Source organism: Cellulophaga baltica (assembly GCF_900102165.1).
Classification (GTDB): Bacteria; Bacteroidota; Bacteroidia; order Flavobacteriales; family Flavobacteriaceae; genus Cellulophaga; species Cellulophaga baltica.
The window spans coordinates 220403-238890 of sequence record NZ_FNBD01000004.1 but is presented as its reverse complement, the minus strand read 5'-3'; the positions used below and the strand labels follow the sequence as shown (position 1 = coordinate 238890).

Sequence of the window (18488 nt, the reverse complement as noted above, 5' to 3'; positions counted from 1 at the left end):
CAACTATCTATTTTTCTTATTTGTTGGTGTCTCTTCCTTTGGAAGAATATTGGTATTGTGCTCTAAATAATTAGCCAATACTTTATCTATTAGTTCATCTTTTGTTAAATGATGAAAAACAGTTTTTACTTTAGTTTTAAAATCTTCAGAAACGTCTCTGTTGGGTTTTGTTTTAAAGATTTTCTTTGCCCAAAGTAAGGCATTGGTCTCTTCTAAACTTGATGCATCTGCCTTTTCAATTTTATGAAAGCTAATGCCCAATTCTTTTTCAAATTCTGGAATTTCTGCAACCTCTTCTTGTTGTAAAATGGTTATGGAGAGTCCGTTTGCTCCTGCCCTAGCCGTTCTACCACTTCTATGTACATATAAGTCATAGGTTTCTGGCAAGTGGTAATTTACTACGTAAGATATATTCTTAACATCAATACCACGAGAGGCTAAATCTGTAGCTACTAAAATTTTTAGTTGCCCTTCTCTAAACTGCCCCATAACACGATCACGGATTACCTGGGTTAAACTCCCGTGAAGTGCTCCTGATGAGAATTTATTAATCGCTAAGTTCTTCGCTAGCTTATTTACAGCAGCTTTTGTTTTACAGAAAATGATGCCTTGTTCTCCTTCGCGAGAACTTAAAAAATGTAATAAAACGTCTAGTTTCTCTATAGGTTCTACTACAATATATTGATGTTCAATACCTTGATGCCCTATAGTATCCATATCTGCCTCAAGATGCATGACATTCTTATTCAAGTAATTCTGCACCAATTGCTTGATAGCGCCTGGCATCGTCGCCGTAAACAAGAATGTTCTACGCTCTTCTGGCAATTCTTGTACGATAGGATCTAAGTCTTGCTTTAATGCCGTTACCATTTCATCGGCTTCATCTAACACCAAATACGCGGTGTTTTTTATGTTGATGGCTTTCTGTTGAATAAGATCTACCAAACGTCCTGGTGTAGCTACAACCACATGTGTGGCACTTTTTAATTTCTCAATTTGAGGTTTTATAGGCGTACCTCCACAAATAGAAGCAATAACAATAGCCGGACTGTATTTAGAAAAGGATACTAAGTTGGCATAAATCTGTTGCCCTAACTCGCGTGTAGGTGCCAAAATAACTACTTGTATATCATTATTTTTTGTGTCTACCAATTGCAATAATGGGAGTCCAAATGCAGCCGTTTTTCCTGTACCCGTTTTTGCCAAAGCCACAATATCTTTCTTTGCAGTAAGTACTAGCGGAATGGTCTTCACCTGAATATCTGTAGGGGTTGTAATTTCTAAATCGGCTAAACTTTTCTGAAATACTTCATTAACACCTAGCTTGGAAAAATGCTTTGACATAAAATAATTTTTCGCAAAGATAACTACAGTTTTTTTGGTATCGGTAAAGATTAGATGTTATCTGTTATTCTTAGCCTATTTTGGCGGGTTAATCACTTAATTTGATGCACTTTATTGGATTTAACTTGTGATAGTTGTGCATATAATCTTTATGCCCTAAACTTGTCTAACAAAGCGGTTTTAGCTATGAGTATCAAATTTTATATATCCATTATTGTACTCCCCATTCTGCTATGGAGCTGCGGGAACCCTAGCGCTAGAAAACCTGAAGCCGTACCTACCGTAGCAGCATTGCCGAAAGGAGTTAAAGCGCCTATGAACAACCCTAGTACTGCTAAGAAAGCACATTTAGGAAAGCTCTTATTTTATGACCCTATTCTCTCTGGTGGTAAAGATATTTCTTGTGTAAGTTGCCATCATCCTGCAACGGGCTATGCCGAATTTTTAGACCTCTCTATTGGAAGTAATGGAAAGGGCTTAGGAAGTAAACGGGTTTTTAACACCCCGAATACTATTCCGCTTATGAAACGCAACTCTCCTACTATTTTAAATACCGCCTATAATGGCATTAGGGAAAAAGGCGATTATGATCCTGAAAATGCCGCTATGTTTTGGGATGACCGTATTAAAAGCTTAGAGAAACAAGCTTTAGAACCTATCAAAACCTTAGAGGAGATGAGAGGACATCATTTTGAGAAAAAGCAAATTTTAACCGAGGTAGCAGAACGACTTGAAGCCATACCGGAATATAAAAAACTCTTTGCTGCCGCCTTTGGTTCCAATGCTCCTATAGACAGCATTCATATTGCAAAAGCTATTGCTGCTTTTGAACGAACATTAGTCGCCAATAATTCGCGCTTTGATTAGTATATGTCTGGAGATACAAAGGCTATTTCCTTAGCCGAAAAAGAAGGTTTAGTACTCTTTGAATCGGTAGGCTGCATTAATTGCCATAGCGGTCCTATGTTCTCTGATTACAAACTGCATGTGATTGGTGTTCCTGAAAATAAAAAAGTTCTGATACCAGATAGCGGTGCTGATGAGCGTTTTGCTTTTAGAACGCCCTCTTTACGAAACCTACGTTTTACCGCTCCCTATATGCATAATGGGGTGTTTCAAAATTTAAAAGAAGTTCTGGAATTCTATGAAGACATCTCCGTAGGAAAAACAAGAAATAAATCGGTTTCTAAAGCCATGTTCGACCCTCTTGTGGACGATTTGGAGCTAAGTGTTAAAGAAATGTCTTTACTCATTTCATTTTTAAATACGCTGAATGATGACAATTTTGATAAAGAAATCCCCACTAGTGTTCCTAGTGGATTGCCCGTGGGTGGTAATATCCACTAAATTGATCCTTGTTTTTTGATGGAAAAAAATAAAACTTCCTATACCTAAAACTAGTACAAACACAGAAGGAGCCCCGAAAGGCTCCCTCATCAACTTAAAACTAAGAGCCGAGAACTACTACATAACTTGACTCTTATTAAACAACTACTACTTACTACAATTAATTAACTAACTCAAATTATGATTCTTTACCACCTGTAGTGGCTTTTTCTCTTTGTAACTCATCCAGAAATAATTTACGACTCCCATTAAAAAAACGGTACCTCCAACAGCATATAAGGCCGAATAATCTCTTTTTACTGCTACGGGTGCAGCAACCAATGTAGCGCCCTCTACTTTTAAATTTAAGGTATGCTGATTCTCATTATTCAACACGAATTTGGTTTTTTCCAAGCCGTTTTTAAAGAACAATAATGTACTCTGGTTTTTATAAATTTCTTTGAAGATGGTATTGGTAACCACCATATTTTCTAGGTCATCAGGAATTCCGTTTACTTCAAAAACTACTTTTGTTTCATGACCTAATTGTACTTGCGCACTGGTAATAGTATACTTGATATTCTCATTAAATAAAAAACTTAAATTATCTTTCACATGGGCAATTACCATGGCTTTAAACTCTTCTGGAGTCTTGTATTCTTGCTCTGGATGCATTGTTTTTATCTCATGCTGAAATGCCGTCAACGCTCCTGCCATTTGCAATACCCAACTTCCGTTATCTCGTTCTACAAGTAGTACTGTAGAAGCATCTGCTTGATGTGCTTGCACACTTAAGCTCATAAAAAATAAAGCGATTACAATTTTATACATGATCTTTACTTTTTTAATTATTACTCTGCGTATGCTCCTGATAAACAATCTATAAAACTATTAGATCCTGGTGCTGCTACATGATAATGATAGCCTCTAATACTATCCGTATGTCCTCTACAATCATCTAAATCTGTTGGCTCATTTCCATCTGCATCTAACTGTGCATACATTGCAAAACCATCCATCGCATAACCAATTTGTGCGGCATGATTATCTGTTTGTGCTACCTGTGTAGAAACGCCTGTTGCTGCGTGATAATGATACCCTGCATTTAGATTGATATGTCCACCTGCATCATCAAAAGGCGCTAAAGTATAGGCTCCTAAAATAGCATCTGTAGGGGCCGGCGCATCAAAAACAACACCGTTAAAAGCAAGACCTCTATTTGATGGAGCAGAACTTGCACCTGGAGGTCCAAAACCGCCAAAAGAAAGCGGACTCGCTAATTTTACTGGGGTAACAGGTATCGTATACGTGTTACTCATATCTGTTACATACGATGGGAGACACTCCACACAGAAATTTGCATACTCCTCACCTACGTTTGGATTAGCGGCATTTGCACAGTCATCTTCAGTTTCTGTGGTATATATGTCTCCGTTTTCATCATACATCATCCAATTCTCATCATTATAAAAGGTGGCCATATTTTGAATAAAAGCACCATCTACATCATATACTTCTCCGTTTTCTAGCCATATACCGCCAGCTTCTGCACCATCAGCAATATTATCTGGACACCAAGGCCCCATGGTATGATCTGCTGGTGTACTTGTAGTTACAATCTGGTAACAATCTCCCTCCGTACCGTCTGAAAGGGTACAAGGTACTAAGGTCACTGTAACCGCTCCGCCATCGGTTAAAAAAAGACTAGGGTCTACGTCCATGACAAGATCATCACTGGTAGTTTCTTCTATTTCTGCATCAGTATCTGCATCTGACGAACTATTACTACAGCTGCTACAGGCCACAAAAAATGCCAAAGCCATTACCATCAATACTGCGTAAAATATATTTAATTTTTCAAAAATTTTCATGGCTAAATTGTTTAATTAAGATTCTTTGATGGAGTAAATCTACCCTATAAAAAGGATGTAAATTTTAACAATAAGCGAATCAAGAAAACTATTCAGCGAATGCCACCTCTGAATCAACTAAGCCTTTACTTAAACCATAAAAACCGCTATTTTAGAAGAAGAACTCAAAAATATAGCTATAAAAAAAGGAGCCCCTAGGAGCTCCTTTATATATGATATACGATAGTAGGTTGCTATTCTAAACCTCTAGCGGTAAGCATTGGTGCAATTTGCGGATCAGAGCCTCTCCAATCTTTATACATCTGCTCTAAGTCTAACGTATTTCCTCTAGAAAGTACCATTTCTCTAAAACGTTGTCCGTTTGCGCGTGTTAAACCACCGTTATTTTCAAACCAGTTATAAGCATCATGATGTAACATTTCTGTCCATAAATACGAGTAATATCCTGCTGCATAGCCACCTCCAAAGATGTGTGCAAAATACGTAGATCTATATCTAGGAGGAACCGCGCTAACAACATCTAACTTTGTTTTTGCTAAAGCTTCTTTTTCAAAAGCATTGGCATCTGCAATTTTAGTATCTGCAGCAATAACATGCCATTGGATGTCTAAATTAGAAGCTGCTAAGTTTTCTGTTAAGCTATATCCTTGATTAAAGGTTCCTGATTTTTTAATCTTATCTAGTAATGTCTGTGGAATTTGTTCTCCAGTTTTGTAGTGTACGGCATAATTTTTTAGAATTTCAGGGTATAGAGCCCAATTTTCATTAAACTGAGAAGGAAATTCTACAAAATCTCTTGCAACAGCTGTTCCCGACAATGAAGGATATTGCTGATCTGCAAAGAAGCCATGTAACGCATGACCAAATTCATGGAACATAGTTTCTACTTCATCATACGTAAGCAATGCAGGTTCTCCTGAAGCTGGTTTAGGATAATTACATACATTGTAAATTACCGGTTTTTTGTCATACAATTTAGACTGCGTTACAAAATTGCTCATCCAAGCGCCTCCTCGTTTACTTGGTCTTGCAAAATAATCTGCATAGAATAAGCCTAATGCTTCCCCGTTTTCTTCAAAAAGCTCATATACCAATACATCTTCATGATAGGTAGGAATATCAATACGCTCTTTAAACGTGATGCCGTATAATTTTCTTGCTGCATAAAAAACACCCTTTTCTAAAACAGTTTTTGTTTCGAAATAAGGTTTGATTTGATTTTCATCCAAATCATATTTGGCGATACGTACCATTTCTGCATAGTGGTTCCAATCCCACGCTTCTAAAGTAAAATCCTCCCCTTTAGTTTTTACCATTTGCTGTATTTCTGCAGCTTCATTAGCCGCCTTTGCAGTAGCTGCAGGAATTAAACCTTCAAACATTTTAAAAACGTTCTCTGGAACTTCAGCCATGGTTCCTTGAAGACTCCATGCTGCATAATTAGGAAAACCTAAAAGTGCTCCTTTTTTAGCACGCAGTTCTGCTAGTTCTGTAATAATACCCTTCGTATCATGCGCAGAGCCATCTGTTCTATAGAATGCTGCTTTAAATAATTTTTCTCTCGTAGCTCTATTTTCAAGACTTTGTAATAAAGGTTGTTGTGTGGTATTCAACAAAGGAATTTTCCAACCTTCCCCTTCTGTATTTTCTAAAGATTTTAATTGTGCTTCAGAAAGTCCCGCTAACGCAGCTTTATCGGTGAACACTAATGCTCCGTTATTATTTGCTTCTAATAAAGTTTTATTAAATTGATTTTCTAAGGCTGCTAATTTAGCATTATACCCTTTTAAAACTTCTTTATCTTCTGGAGAAAGATTTGCTCCTGCTTTTTCAAACTGCTCAAAATAGTTCTCTATTAACTTTACAGCTTCTGCTTCTAGACCTAAACTTTCTTTAATCTCGTTTAAATGCTTAACTCTTTGAAATAGTTTATCATTAAGAAAGATAGCATCTTGTAGCGCTGCAAATTTAGGCGCCATTTCTTCTTGAACTGCTTGAAGCGTATCATTCGTATGTGCACCCGTTAAACCGTAAAAGATATTAGAAACACGTTCTAAAACTTCGCCACTTTTCTCTAAAGCCAAGATGGTATTATCAAACGTAACTTCCGTGGAAGCATTCGCTATTTCTTGTACCGCTTTCTCTTGCAAGTCAATACCTTGATCTAGAGCCGGTTTAAAATGATCATTGGTGATTTTACTAAAATCTGGTGCAAAATACGGTAAGGTACTTTCTACCAATAATGGATTCTCAGTAGTATTCATAGGGTCTTGTGAAGTGGTTTCGTTTTTACTTTTGGAGTCATTACAGCTTGTAAATAACACCGTAAGTAAAAACATAGTGTATACATTTTTCATGTAAATATTTTAAAATTAGTCCCTGTAAATATAGGAAATTAGCCTGATTTAATTCCACATTTCAAAGCCCTAAAAAAAGAAGAACCACTACTTTTAAAAATAATTTTACAGCTATTTTTTAACTACTACATAATCAGCAAAATAGTTATGGCTATCCGTAAATTTGGTTTGAATGACCATCGCTGTTTCCGCTAAAATAGCCTTTAGAATTTCTGCATCATATTTTCTAGAAATCTCGGTGTGTATCTTTTCCCCTTGCTCAAAAGAAATATACTGGTCTAATGCAGCTATCCACACTTTTTGGGTTTTCTTACTGACCAAAAAGCTTTTGGCAATTCCTGATTGCTCATCATACTCTGGCGCATGTTTAAAGTTCCAAATATCAAATTCTGCACCAAACTCTTTATTAATTCGGGTCAGTAAATTTAAATTAAATGCAGCGGTAACACCTTGGCTATCATTATATGCTGGTAATACTACATCCGATGCCTTAATACAATCAAGCCCCAAAAAAAGTTTATCGTTTGTAGTTAAGTTGTCAGAAAGCTGTTCCATAAAACTAGCGGCTTCATCATCTTCCATGTTCCCTAAATTAGACCCTAAGAAAAGCACCACTTTAGGGTGTTCACTGTTCTTAAAACTCTCTAAAACCCCAAAATAGTCTCCCTGTTGTGTTTTTACAGAAAGATTAGGGATTTCCTTTTTTAGATTTTCTTCTAGATCGTCTAGCGCATGCTGTGAAATATCTATGGGTAGGTAATCAAACTTAAAACCTTGGGCTACTAAAGGCTTTAGTAACTCTTTGGTCTTTGTACCATCTCCCGCACCCAATTCTATCAGCTCAAAATACGTGTCTTTCCTTACTCCTAAGGCACTGATGAGAGCATTATTCTGCTCTTTTAAAATTTCATGCTCTGCCCGCGTCAAATAATATTCTGGAAGATTCATTATTTTAACAAAGAGCTTATCGCCTATTTCATCATAAAAATAACGCGATGACAAAAATTTAGGACGACTATTAAGTCCTAAGTCTACATGCCTTAAAAACGCTGTATCAATAGTTATTTCGCTAGTCTGATTCCTGTGTACTGCCATCTATATTTTGGGTGAAAAAAGTTTCTATATGTATTTCTTTCATGACCTTCACTAGTAGCTACAGAGCTACCACGAAGTACCATGGTATTGATCATGAATTTGCCATTGTATTCTCCTACAGCGCCATCGGCAATTTTAAAATTAGGATAAGGCACGTAAGCAGAATAGGTCCACTCCCATCGTTTTCCCCAATTAAATTTTTCTGATGCTGCTTCCCATTCAAATTCTGTTGGGAGTCTCATATTCTTAAACGTTGCAAAAGCCTGAGCTTCATAGAAGGAAACATGAGAGAGTATAGCATCTACATCTACAGGTTTTAAACCTGCCAGAGTGTAGGAAAACCAAGTTCCATCTTTCTGTATCCAATAAAGCGGTGCCGTGATCTTTTCTTCTTGTACCCAAGACCATCCTTCATCCAACCAATACTTAAATTCTTGATACCCGCCAGCAGCTATAAAAGCTATGAAATCTCCATTGGTTACTAAACCTTTAGACAATTGGTAGTCATGTAAAAAAACCTTATGCCTTCCTAGCTCATTATCAAAACAAAATCCATCACCTTGATGGCCGATTTCATAAATACCTTCCGGCATGGCTAACCAACCTTCTTCGTTATTAGTATCCTGTACTAGATTAAATTTTTCATGGTAAACAGGATGAAGCGGATTGAAAGAAAATGTATGTTTTAGGTCTGTGAGTAACAATTCTTGATGTTGCTGCTCATGCTGAATGCCTAAAGTTACCAGCGTTTCTATCTCTAAGGATAATTTAGATTTTAAAAGGGCAACAATATGCTGATCTACATAGGTTCTATAACTATAAATTTCCTCAATAAGCGGTCTGGTCATGGCTCCTCTGAGAGAACGCGCAGCCCTTTCGCCTACGGTTTGATAATAGCTATTAAAAAGGTATGAAAAATCTTTGTTGAAAATAACATAGTTTTCATCGTATTTTCTAAGAATCATTTCCTCAAAAAACCATGTAATATGTGCTAAATGCCATTTTGGTGGACTTGCAAAAGCAACGGGCTGTGCATTATAATCTTCTGGCGCAAGTGGCGCACATAAGGCTACGGAATGCGCTCGTGTTTTTTCAAATTGATGTATTAACTCGTAGTTGGTCATTAAAATAGGTCCTGTAAATCAAATGTAATTGCTTGTAAAAACTACAATTTGCTCTATTGATTTTATTTTTAGTCGAGAAGAATTCAATTCCTTAACGAAAAAGGTAATTTCCTAAAGTTAAAACTATTTTTTAAACCTAAACACTACAGCTATGCTAACTAATAATTAATTTTATTATTTAAAATGAAATCTTCGCTAAAACTCCTTTTCTCCGAATTCACTTTTTATAAACTTAGATTTGTTTTTAGCTCCATTAAAAGTATATGATAGATTTAACGACACCATATCTACCTCATACCTATAATTAGTGGTGGTGTAAAACTCTCCTGGCTTGAATGTGGTAATCCGCTGTTCGTTTGATTTTAATAAGCCCATATCCATATTTTGCCATTGCACTACAGCGTTGAGTTTGCCTTGTAGAAAAGATTTTTTTAAGGCTAAATTAGGGGTGTAAAATTCGGAATCTTCTCCTTGAGCCGTATTGGTTTGTGACAGGTAATTGAAGGTAAATTGCAAAGAAGCGTTTTCCCAAAAAGAATAGGTAGCGTTTAAGTTCATTGAAAATATAGTAGCCTCCGTAGCCACCACATAATCTCTCGTAATACCATCTCGATGCTCAAAAGTAAACAGACCATCAATGGCATAGCTATAAACATTTGCTCCTAAAAAAGTAGACCATTTTTTTGTAGGTTGCAGCTGCGCTCCTATTTCTAAACCAAAGGCGTTACTCTTACCTACATTAGAATACACCCTATTTAAAACACTATCTAAAACAGCTCCATTAGATTGGTAAGCTAAAGTGTTCACCCTATTAATTACATTATTCACATGTCTATAATATGCGGTTGCATTAAGGGTAGTATTGCCATCAAATTTCTTGACATACCCCAATTCTAACAAGTCTATAAATTCTGGTTTCAACTGATTATCTCCCTGTTCAAAAACTTCAGAATGTTCGCGCTCTGCAAAGCTATTCATTTTTTTAAAGTCGTGGTTCGTTCTACACGCTTACTATACGCTGTTTTTACATTAGAATCCTCAGACAAAGCATACTGTATAGATGCAGAAGGAAATAATTTTACGAAATCTAAGGTATAGGTTTCTTTTGGGGCTGCTGTCTTCAAATCTTCTGAATACTTCCTATTCATAGCCTCTAAACGAGTACCCCCAGCATAATCCCATTTACCTTTTGTTCCTGTAAGCTGCGCATATCCGGAGTGGAGCGTTCTTTGCAAACTAATAGCACTAGAAAATTCGGGTACCAATACACCGTCACGTTCGTAAACAAATTCTCCCGTATGGTCTAAATATCTGTATTGATACCCTGTTTCTAAAACCCCTAAAGAAAAGGGTTTCCACTGATAATCAATGGTTGCTCGGTACCCCTTTAATGGATTATCATTAGTATTGTATTCTTGCTGATACAACACACTGCGGTCTATACTTCCTAAATTTTCATTAACCGTAGGGCCACCAAGGAATGTATATTCATATAATAAGGAAGCAGAAAATTTAGATTTATTGGAGAATACATGCGAATAATCAAAACTACCAAGGGCAAAATCGCCCTGACGTGTTCTCAAATTATGATTGAAATATTGAAACGTATATATTCTATCCTCACTACCTATGGGCGTTACTGCATTATTATCATAATACTCGATATCGGCTAAACGGTCTACCGTATGTTTCCCTGCGTAAAATCCTACACTATAACTGTCTGACGTGTTAGGCGTAAAATCTACGTTGAAGCGCCCATTATAACTAATATCACCAAAACTACGTTCCCCGTCTGAAGGTAAAAACGTTTGTTTGTTTTCTACTTGGTTGATGATAAAAACAGCACCTTCTCTCCTACCTGTTTTATCATTGCGCTGGTAACTAGCACCTGCAGAAATATTCCAATGATCGGTACGCTTATTCAAAGTAGCATCAATTCCGTAACGCTGTGCTGCTTCTTGCGAATCATAATCTTGAATAGAAGGAAAACCTCCCCGAAGATTCATTTGGGTAAACACGCCGTTCATAGCACCCTTTTTTGTAATAATATTTATAATTCCACCCTTACCTTCTGGATCGTACTTTGCGGAAGGCGCAGTAATTAATTCTACCGATTCTAACGCGTTAGCTGGCAGTTGTGCCAAGATAGCCGTGGCATCACCTTGGGTAGGCTTACCATTGATAAGAACGGCAAAACCTTTGCTACCGCGAATACTAATTTCGCCAAGACCATCTACAGCAACCGAAGGAATATTTTTAATCATAGTAATAGCATTCCCCCCTTGACTATTTTGAAATTTCTTAGGGTCAAACACCTGACGATCTATTTTATGAATAACGGTGGCTCTTTCTCCTTGGATAACTACTTCGTTTAACTGATTTCCTAGGATTAAGCCTATAGTCCCTATTTCATGAGATAAGCTATTTTTAGTAAGGGTAATATGTTCCACTTTTCGAGTAGCATAGCCCATAAATGAAAGCGCTACATAATAAGGACCCGGTTTTACCTCTTTAATTTCAAAAAACCCTTCTTGTGAGGTGATCACACCCGTTATTAAAATACTATCTTTTTGAGTAAATAGCGCAGCTGTGGCGTATTCCAATGGTTCATTGGTATTTGCATCTACTATGGTGCCTGTAATTTGTGCTGTTATACTTTGCGCTAGCAGAATGAAATATACGCACCATGCTTTAATTAGTAGCTTCATGAAGTGGTTTTGGTTATTTATAGAACGCTACAAATCTAGAGGCATGTTTGCCTATTTTGTGGTGTATTTGAATAAGAAATGGTTTATACTTCTAAAACCGCTTTTTTGCGGTATTGTAGCGGTGTAAAGGATACATACCTTTTAAAATATTTTGTAAAATGAGAGGTATCTTTAAACGACAAGTCATAAGCAATGGCATTAATAGATTTGTTCGTATATATTAATTGCCTTTTTATTTCTTTAATCATATGAACAGCAATAACATCTGAGGCCGTCTTACCAAATGCTTTCTGTGATACCACATTAAGATTTTGAGCACTGGTATTTAGTAAACCCGCATAATACGACACGCTATTTACCAATTTTTCTGACAATAAATTTAAAAATAAGACCGATTTATCTGTTGTTTCAACATGTGAAGCATCGGCGTAACTTACCATCTTAGCAAGTATAGCTTTTAAGCCGCCTTCAATAACCTGTTGCAGCACATTTTTTTGATTCATTTCCCAGGTTAAAGCAGAAAATAATGCAAATAAGGAGAAATCATTTTCGTCTGCCTGTATACATTGTGAGCTTGTTAATTGTAGTAATTGCTTAGCTATGGTATCATCTAAGCTATGTGCTAAAAACGATTCTTTTATCAATATAACATAACCAACGGGTTCTGTGGTGATTTCCCAGTGGTGGACTTCTTCTTTTTTAATGAAAAAAATAGAATGTGGCATAATTTCAAATTGCTCAAAATCTAAATAATGAGCTCCAGAACCTTTTATAAAGTAGACAATCTCTAAATACTTATCATGTTTATGCGGGCTGGTATAGCGCTTCTGAATATCAAAAGGAACAATTTTTATACTTTCTGTGCTAGAGATCTTATTGTATTTTCTAATTTCTTTTTCGTTCATTTTTCTATCGATATCTCACTATAAACAACTTACAACCTGCAACTTGCATCCTACTTTAGCACAAGCTCGCACTCTATTTTCTAGCACTAAATATACCATGGATATTCTTTATAAATGTATTTTTTACACTTAATTAATTGTTAAAGATTCTTAAAAAAGAATGAACGTTCATTTTTTAATCATACCTTTGTACCAGAATAATACGATTATGGCAAAACTTCAAAAAAGTAAAGACAAAAGAGAAGCGCTAGTAAAAGCAACTATCTGCTTGGTAAACAACGATGGTTTCCACGCTGCTCCTATGTCTAAAATTGCCAAAATGGCAAACGTATCTCCCGCAACCATTTACTTGTTTTTTGAAAGCAAACAAGATTTAGTGAATAAGGTGTACCTAGAGGTCAAAACCGCTTTTTCTGCATATGCTTTTGAAACTTTTACAACGAACATGGAAGTAGAAGCAGGATTTGAGTTAATATGGAACCGCATAGCCGACTTTAAATTAAAAGATCCTGATGAGGCCATGTTTTTAGCGCAATGCGATAATACCCCAATGATAGACGAACCAAGTAGACAAGAAGGGATTAAGCATTTGCAGCCACTCTTAGACCTTTGGCACCGAGGAAAAGAAGAAGGTGTTATAAAACCTATTTCTGATTACCTGTTGTATGCTTACAGCATCAATCCGCTATCTTTTTTAATGTTAGCACAACACCGTGGGGAATGCTCTATAAATGAACAAACAATTACGGAAGCGTACCAAGCGGCTTGGGACAGCATCAAATTATAAAAAATTAAATACTAAAACCTAAATTAAATAAACAGATGGAATTACTTGATAAATTGAAGTGGAGATACGCAGCAAAAGCAATGAATGGTAAGAAAGTACCGCAAGAAAAATTAGATAGAATTATAGAAGCGGCGCGCCTTGCTCCTACCTCTAGCGGCTTACAACCTTTTGAAATTTATGTAATTAAAAATCAGGAAGTAAAAGAAAAAATTAGACCGGTGGCTTGGAACCAATCTGTAATCACAGACTGTTCTGATTTATTAGTATTTGCTGCATGGGATACCTACACTGCAGAACGTATCAATTATATGTTTGATTTAACCAACAAAATAAGGGGTTTTGAGAACGAAGGTTGGGAAAACTACCGTCAAATGTTGTTAAGCTCTTACCCTCAGAAAGATGCGGAAGAAAACTTTAACCATGCGGCCAAGCAGGCTTACATTGCTTTTTCTCAAGCTATCACTGCTGCTGCTTTTGAAGGCGTAGATGCTACACCTATTGAAGGATTTGATCCTGCTGCAGTAGATGAAATTTTAGGATTAAGAGAAAAAGGATTACGTAGTGTTGTATTATTACCGATAGGATATAGAGATGAATCTAATGATTGGTTAGTAAATCTAGTTAAAGTACGTAAGAGTACCGAAGATTTAGTAACGGTAATCGAATAAAAAAAATAAGATGAATAAGACGATATTATTAAAACAAAGACCTGTTGGCAAACCAACAGCCTCTGAATTTGAATTTACACAGAGTGATGAAGAATTGGTCATCAACGACGGAGAGCTACTTTTAGAAACAAGTTATGTTTCCGTAGATCCTTATTTAAGAGGGCGCATGAGTGATGCTAAATCGTATGTACCTCCTTTTGAAGTAGGTAAACCTATAAGTTCAGGGATTGTAGCAAAAGTAATTGCATCTAAGCACTCCACTTTTCAAGTAGGAGATTACCTTTCAGGAATGCTAGAATGGAAGACGCAACAAGTGTCTAATGGAGAAGGCTTAACTAAAGTAAATAAAGATCTAGCTCCTTTAAGTGCCTATTTAGGTATTTTAGGAATGACGGGCTTAACAGCGTTTTTGGGATTACAGGAAATAGGAAAACCAAAAGCAGGAGAAACTATTGTAATTTCTGGAGCTGCAGGTGCTGTAGGGAGCGTAGTTGGTCAAATTGCTAAGATTTTAGGCTTACATGTAATTGGTATTGCAGGTTCTGATGAGAAAATTGAAATGCTTACTTCAGATTTTGGTTTTGATGCCGGAATCAATTACAACGAAACTAAAGATATGAATGCGGCTATTAAAGCAGCAGCTCCAAACGGAGTAGATATCTATTTCGATAATGTTGGCGGTCCTATTTCAGACGCGGTACTATTCAATATTAACAGATTTGCCCGAATGATTATTTGTGGAGCCATCTCTGTATATAACAGTACTGAGATACCTACAGGAGTAAGTGTTCAACCTTTTTTAGTTAAGAACAGTGCTTTAATGCAAGGTTTCATTGTTTCTAATTATGCGGACAAATTCCCAGAAGCTATGAAACAATTATCAATATGGTTATCGGAAGGGAAATTAACATATACAGAAACTGTAGTAGAAGGTTTTGATAACATTCCTAGTGCCTTTCTTGACTTGTTTGATGGGAAAAATAAAGGGAAAATGATTGTGAAGATCTAAGTAAAGAGAAAAAGAAAATTAAAGAATAAGCTATGAATAATTTTGAATATAAAAATCCTACCAAAATAATTTTTGGAAAGGATACCATCGGAAAATTAACAAACGAAATTCCTGCTGATGCCAAAGTGCTTATGCTTTTTGGTGGCGGAAGTATTAAAAAGAATGGTGTTTATGAGCAAGTAAAAACTGCCTTGGCTAAAACTGACCTTATTGAGTTTGGGGGTATTCCTGCAAATCCAGAGTATGCATTGTTAATGGATGCTTTGAAAGTGATAAAAGAGGAAAAAATTACCTACTTATTAGCCGTAGGTGGTGGCTCTGTAATTGACGGCACTAAATTTTTATCGGCAGCTGCAGAATATGAAGGAGCAGAACCATGGGAAATGCTAAAGAACAAAGAGCGCCCAACCAAAGGAATGCCTTTTGGAACTGTTCTAACCTTACCTGCTACAGGTTCTGAGATGAATTCTGGACTTGTGATTACAAGAGAGGAAACTAAAGAGAAATTAGCTATGGGCGGACCAGCACTATTCCCTACCTTCTCTATCTTAGATCCATTAGTAATTACATCTATTCCTGAACGCCAATTGGTAAACGGGGTTACGGATGCTTTTACACATGTTCTAGAACAATATATGACTTACCCTGCTGGCGGTTTATTACAAGATAGATTTGCAGAAAGTATTTTACAAACCTTAATTGAAGTAGGTCCAAAAGTAATTAAAGATCCTACGGATTACGAAGCTGGCGCTAACTTTATGTGGAGTTGTACCATGGCTTTAAATGGTTTAATTCAACAAGGAGTTCCTGGAGATTGGGCAGTACATATGATGGGGCACGAATTAACTGCTTTATTTGGTATTGATCATGCAAGAACCTTAGCCGTAGTTGCACCAAGTCATTACAAATACAATTTTGAAGCTAAAAAAGAAAAATTAGCGCAGTATGCAGAACGTGTTTGGAATGTTACGGAAGGAAGTATTGACGATAAAGCTTATGCCGGAATCGAGAAAACAGAAGCCTTTTTCCACCAATTGGGAATTAAAACAAAATTATCTGAATACACTGATAAATTTGAAGGTACTGCCGAAGAAATTTCTAAACGTTTTACAGATCGTGGTTGGTTAGGATTAGGAGAGCGCCAAGCGTTAACCCCTCAGGACGCGGAGAAAATTGTGAAAATGGCTTATTAATCGCTTTTAATGAATTACGTAAAATCTGCAGTACTCTTACTGAGTATTATTACAGGTGCTGCCTGTAAGAATGAAACAAAACAAACTGCTGAAGAAAATTCAGAAGTAACAATAACAACTAAAAAAGAAGAAAAAATGAAAATATTATTTGTATTAACATCTCACGATAAATTAGGAGATACAGGGAAAAAAACAGGATTTTGGGTAGAAGAATTTGCCAATCCATATTATACCTTATTAGATAAAGGTGCAGAAATTACAATAGCTACACCAAATGGAGGTGCAGCACCTATAGATCCTAGCAGTGATAGCCCAGATGCGGCTACCGCAGATACAGATCGTTTTAACGATGATGCTGAAGCTAAAGAAAGAATAGCAAATACTAAAAAATTATCAGATATGAATCCAGATGATTTTGATGCTGTTTTCTATCCAGGTGGTCATGGACCGCTATGGGATTTAGCTAATGACGAAGCTTCTATTGCGCTTATTGAAACCTTCAATAAGCAAAAGAAACCAATTGCTTTTGTATGTCATGCACCAGCCGCTTTAAAAAGTGTTAAGGATGTAGATGGTAAAACACCATTGGTAAAAGGTAAAAATGTAACTGGATTTACTAATAGCGAAGAAGCTGCTGTAGGTTTAACCGATGTTGTACCTTTCTTAGTAGAAGATATGTTGAGTGAAAATGGCGGAATCTATTCTAAAATAGAAGATTGGGGAGCTTATGCTATTCAGGATGGTAATTTAATTACTGGCCAGAACCCTGCTTCTTCAGAAAAAGTAGCTGAAAAATTATTGGAAGCTTTGAAATAAAAGAAGCTTTACGTTCATAAAAAAAACCTGCAGATTTTAAATCTGCAGGTTTTTTTATGCTTTCATCTCTTTATTAAATTACACTTTAACCTGTGTTGTTTTTACTGGGTAATCTAAATATCCTTCCTTCCCTGGAGTATAAAACGTATCACTATCCCAATCTGTTAATCCTACGCTATAAATAAAGCGATCTACTAAATCTGGATTAGAAATAAATGGTTTTCCATAAGCTACTAAATCTGCATTTCCTGCTTCAAGAACAGCATTACCTGTTTCATACGTAAAACCTGAATTAATCATTAAAGTACCATCATATAGTGGTCTAAAATGTCTTGCTATTTCAGTAACGGCAAACGGAATTTCTGAAACATCTGTAAAAGGTTCTGATAAATGGATGTAGGCTATATCATACTCGTCATTCAACTTCTTAATAATATATTCAAAAGTAGGAATGGTTTCTTCATCCATTGTAATGCCAAACATTCCGTGTAAGGAAGGGTTAAATCTTGCGCCAACTTTTTCTTGAGGAATTACCGACTTTATAGCGTCTAATACTTCAAAGAAAAAACGTGCTCTATTCTCAATAGATCCTCCATACTCATCGGTTCTTACATTAGATGTTCCATTAAAAAACTGGTGGAACAGGTATCCATTTGAAGAATGAATTTCTACGCCATCAAAACCAGCATCAATTGCATTCTTAGCGGCATTTTTAAAATCTGCAATGGTAGTTTGTATATCTTCTTTGGTCATCGCCTTTGGCGTAACCGTATCTTTAAAACCCGTTGGTGTATAAGACTGGGCATTCGGATTAATAGCAGAAGGCGCTAACGGCAATGCTCCATCATGAAAATCAGGATGCGAAATTCGCCCTACATGCCATAATTGGATATAGATTTTACCGTCTTCATCATGTACTTTCTTAACTACCTTTTTCCAACCTTCTACCTGTGCATCCGTATAAATACCGGGAGTATTTACATACCCTACGGCATCTTGGGAAACCTGAGAACCTTCTGTGATTATTAATCCTGCAGATGCCCGTTGTGCATAATATGCTCCTTGTAATTCTTCTGTGGCCACATTACCCTCATTTGCAGCTCTAGAACGGGTCATAGGAGCCATAACAATTTTATTTTTTAGTATGATATCTTTTAATTGATAGGCTTCAAATATTTTATCTTTCATAGTATTTTATTTTTAGCTAAAATTACGAAATATGAGAAAAATTAGTAACGCATTTAGCATATTCTTGTGACGCTAAACCTCTTTAATTGTATCTTTC

17 protein-coding genes are annotated in these 18488 nt (G+C 36.4%); 7 read left to right on the top strand and 10 right to left on the bottom strand.

The window, feature by feature from the left end; translation table 11 throughout:
* Window positions 1–3 precede the first annotated feature (3 nt).
* On the bottom strand, window positions 4–1344 hold the full coding sequence (locus BLQ19_RS08870; RefSeq protein WP_024481150.1) for a DEAD/DEAH box helicase: 1341 nt from the start codon (window positions 1342–1344) through the stop codon (window positions 4–6).
* Between the two features lie 186 nt (window positions 1345–1530).
* On the opposite strand from BLQ19_RS08870, the gene BLQ19_RS21545 reads away from it, so the two are divergent.
* Together BLQ19_RS21545 and BLQ19_RS21540 are read left to right on the top strand one after the other, a co-directional pair.
* Window positions 1531–2211: a cytochrome-c peroxidase gene (locus BLQ19_RS21545; protein WP_254788306.1), complete on the top strand. Its 681-nt coding sequence runs from the start codon at window positions 1531–1533 to the stop codon at window positions 2209–2211.
* Between the two features lie 3 nt (window positions 2212–2214).
* A complete protein-coding gene (locus BLQ19_RS21540) occupies window positions 2215–2691 on the top strand; it encodes a cytochrome-c peroxidase (RefSeq protein ID WP_254788304.1) in 477 nt (158 codons plus the stop codon).
* 168 nt (window positions 2692–2859) lie between these two features.
* Here BLQ19_RS21540 and BLQ19_RS08860 read toward each other — a convergent pair whose 3' ends face one another.
* The 8 genes from BLQ19_RS08860 to BLQ19_RS08830 form a co-directional block, all read right to left on the bottom strand.
* Window positions 2860–3501 (bottom strand): hypothetical protein, encoded by a 642-nt coding sequence (locus BLQ19_RS08860; RefSeq protein ID WP_074538090.1) that lies wholly within the window; start codon window positions 3499–3501, stop codon window positions 2860–2862.
* A gap of 20 nt (window positions 3502–3521) precedes the next feature.
* Window positions 3522–4541 (bottom strand): YHYH protein, encoded by a 1020-nt coding sequence (locus BLQ19_RS08855; protein ID WP_074538089.1) that lies wholly within the window; start codon window positions 4539–4541, stop codon window positions 3522–3524.
* Between the two features lie 233 nt (window positions 4542–4774).
* Window positions 4775–6898: a M3 family metallopeptidase gene (locus tag BLQ19_RS08850; protein ID WP_074538088.1), complete on the bottom strand. Its 2124-nt coding sequence runs from the start codon at window positions 6896–6898 to the stop codon at window positions 4775–4777.
* 111 nt (window positions 6899–7009) lie between these two features.
* Entirely contained in the window at window positions 7010–7993 is a 984-nt protein-coding gene (locus BLQ19_RS08845) for an L-histidine N(alpha)-methyltransferase (RefSeq protein ID WP_074538087.1), read from the bottom strand.
* Window positions 7960–9117 (bottom strand): ergothioneine biosynthesis protein EgtB, encoded by a 1158-nt coding sequence (gene egtB / locus BLQ19_RS08840; protein ID WP_074538086.1) that lies wholly within the window; start codon window positions 9115–9117, stop codon window positions 7960–7962. The genes BLQ19_RS08845 and egtB overlap by 34 nt, the downstream gene beginning before the upstream one ends.
* Before the next feature lie 195 nt (window positions 9118–9312).
* Window positions 9313–10095, bottom strand: a complete 783-nt coding sequence (locus BLQ19_RS21535) for an outer membrane beta-barrel protein (protein WP_254788301.1) — start codon at window positions 10093–10095, stop codon at window positions 9313–9315.
* The gene (locus BLQ19_RS08835; protein ID WP_254788298.1) at window positions 10092–11825 is read right to left on the bottom strand and encodes an outer membrane beta-barrel protein; all 1734 of its coding nucleotides are present in this window, start codon (window positions 11823–11825) and stop codon (window positions 10092–10094) included. The genes BLQ19_RS21535 and BLQ19_RS08835 overlap by 4 nt, the downstream gene beginning before the upstream one ends.
* A gap of 83 nt (window positions 11826–11908) precedes the next feature.
* Window positions 11909–12730: a helix-turn-helix domain-containing protein gene (locus BLQ19_RS08830; protein WP_074538085.1), complete on the bottom strand. Its 822-nt coding sequence runs from the start codon at window positions 12728–12730 to the stop codon at window positions 11909–11911.
* 208 nt (window positions 12731–12938) lie between these two features.
* Between BLQ19_RS08830 and BLQ19_RS08825 the strand changes: the two genes are divergently transcribed.
* The 5 genes from BLQ19_RS08825 to BLQ19_RS08805 are packed head-to-tail and all read left to right on the top strand — an operon-like array spanning window position 12939 to window position 17203.
* Window positions 12939–13517 (top strand): TetR/AcrR family transcriptional regulator, encoded by a 579-nt coding sequence (locus BLQ19_RS08825; protein ID WP_024481159.1) that lies wholly within the window; start codon window positions 12939–12941, stop codon window positions 13515–13517.
* A 35-nt stretch (window positions 13518–13552) separates the two neighbouring features.
* The gene (locus tag BLQ19_RS08820) at window positions 13553–14185 is read left to right on the top strand and encodes an NAD(P)H-dependent oxidoreductase (protein ID WP_074538084.1); all 633 of its coding nucleotides are present in this window, start codon (window positions 13553–13555) and stop codon (window positions 14183–14185) included.
* 10 nt (window positions 14186–14195) lie between these two features.
* Window positions 14196–15194: an NADP-dependent oxidoreductase gene (locus tag BLQ19_RS08815; protein ID WP_074538083.1), complete on the top strand. Its 999-nt coding sequence runs from the start codon at window positions 14196–14198 to the stop codon at window positions 15192–15194.
* Window positions 15195–15226: 32 nt separating this feature from the next.
* Window positions 15227–16387 carry an iron-containing alcohol dehydrogenase gene (locus BLQ19_RS08810; protein WP_074538082.1) on the top strand — a complete coding sequence of 387 codons (1161 nt, stop codon included), beginning with the start codon at window positions 15227–15229 and terminating at the stop codon, window positions 16385–16387.
* A 9-nt stretch (window positions 16388–16396) separates the two neighbouring features.
* Entirely contained in the window at window positions 16397–17203 is an 807-nt protein-coding gene (locus tag BLQ19_RS08805; RefSeq protein WP_175444421.1) for a type 1 glutamine amidotransferase domain-containing protein, read from the top strand.
* Between the two features lie 78 nt (window positions 17204–17281).
* Here the strand turns inward: BLQ19_RS08805 and BLQ19_RS08800 are convergent, their stop codons facing one another.
* A complete protein-coding gene (locus BLQ19_RS08800; protein WP_074538081.1) occupies window positions 17282–18391 on the bottom strand; it encodes an alkene reductase in 1110 nt (369 codons plus the stop codon).
* Window positions 18392–18488 lie beyond the last annotated feature (97 nt).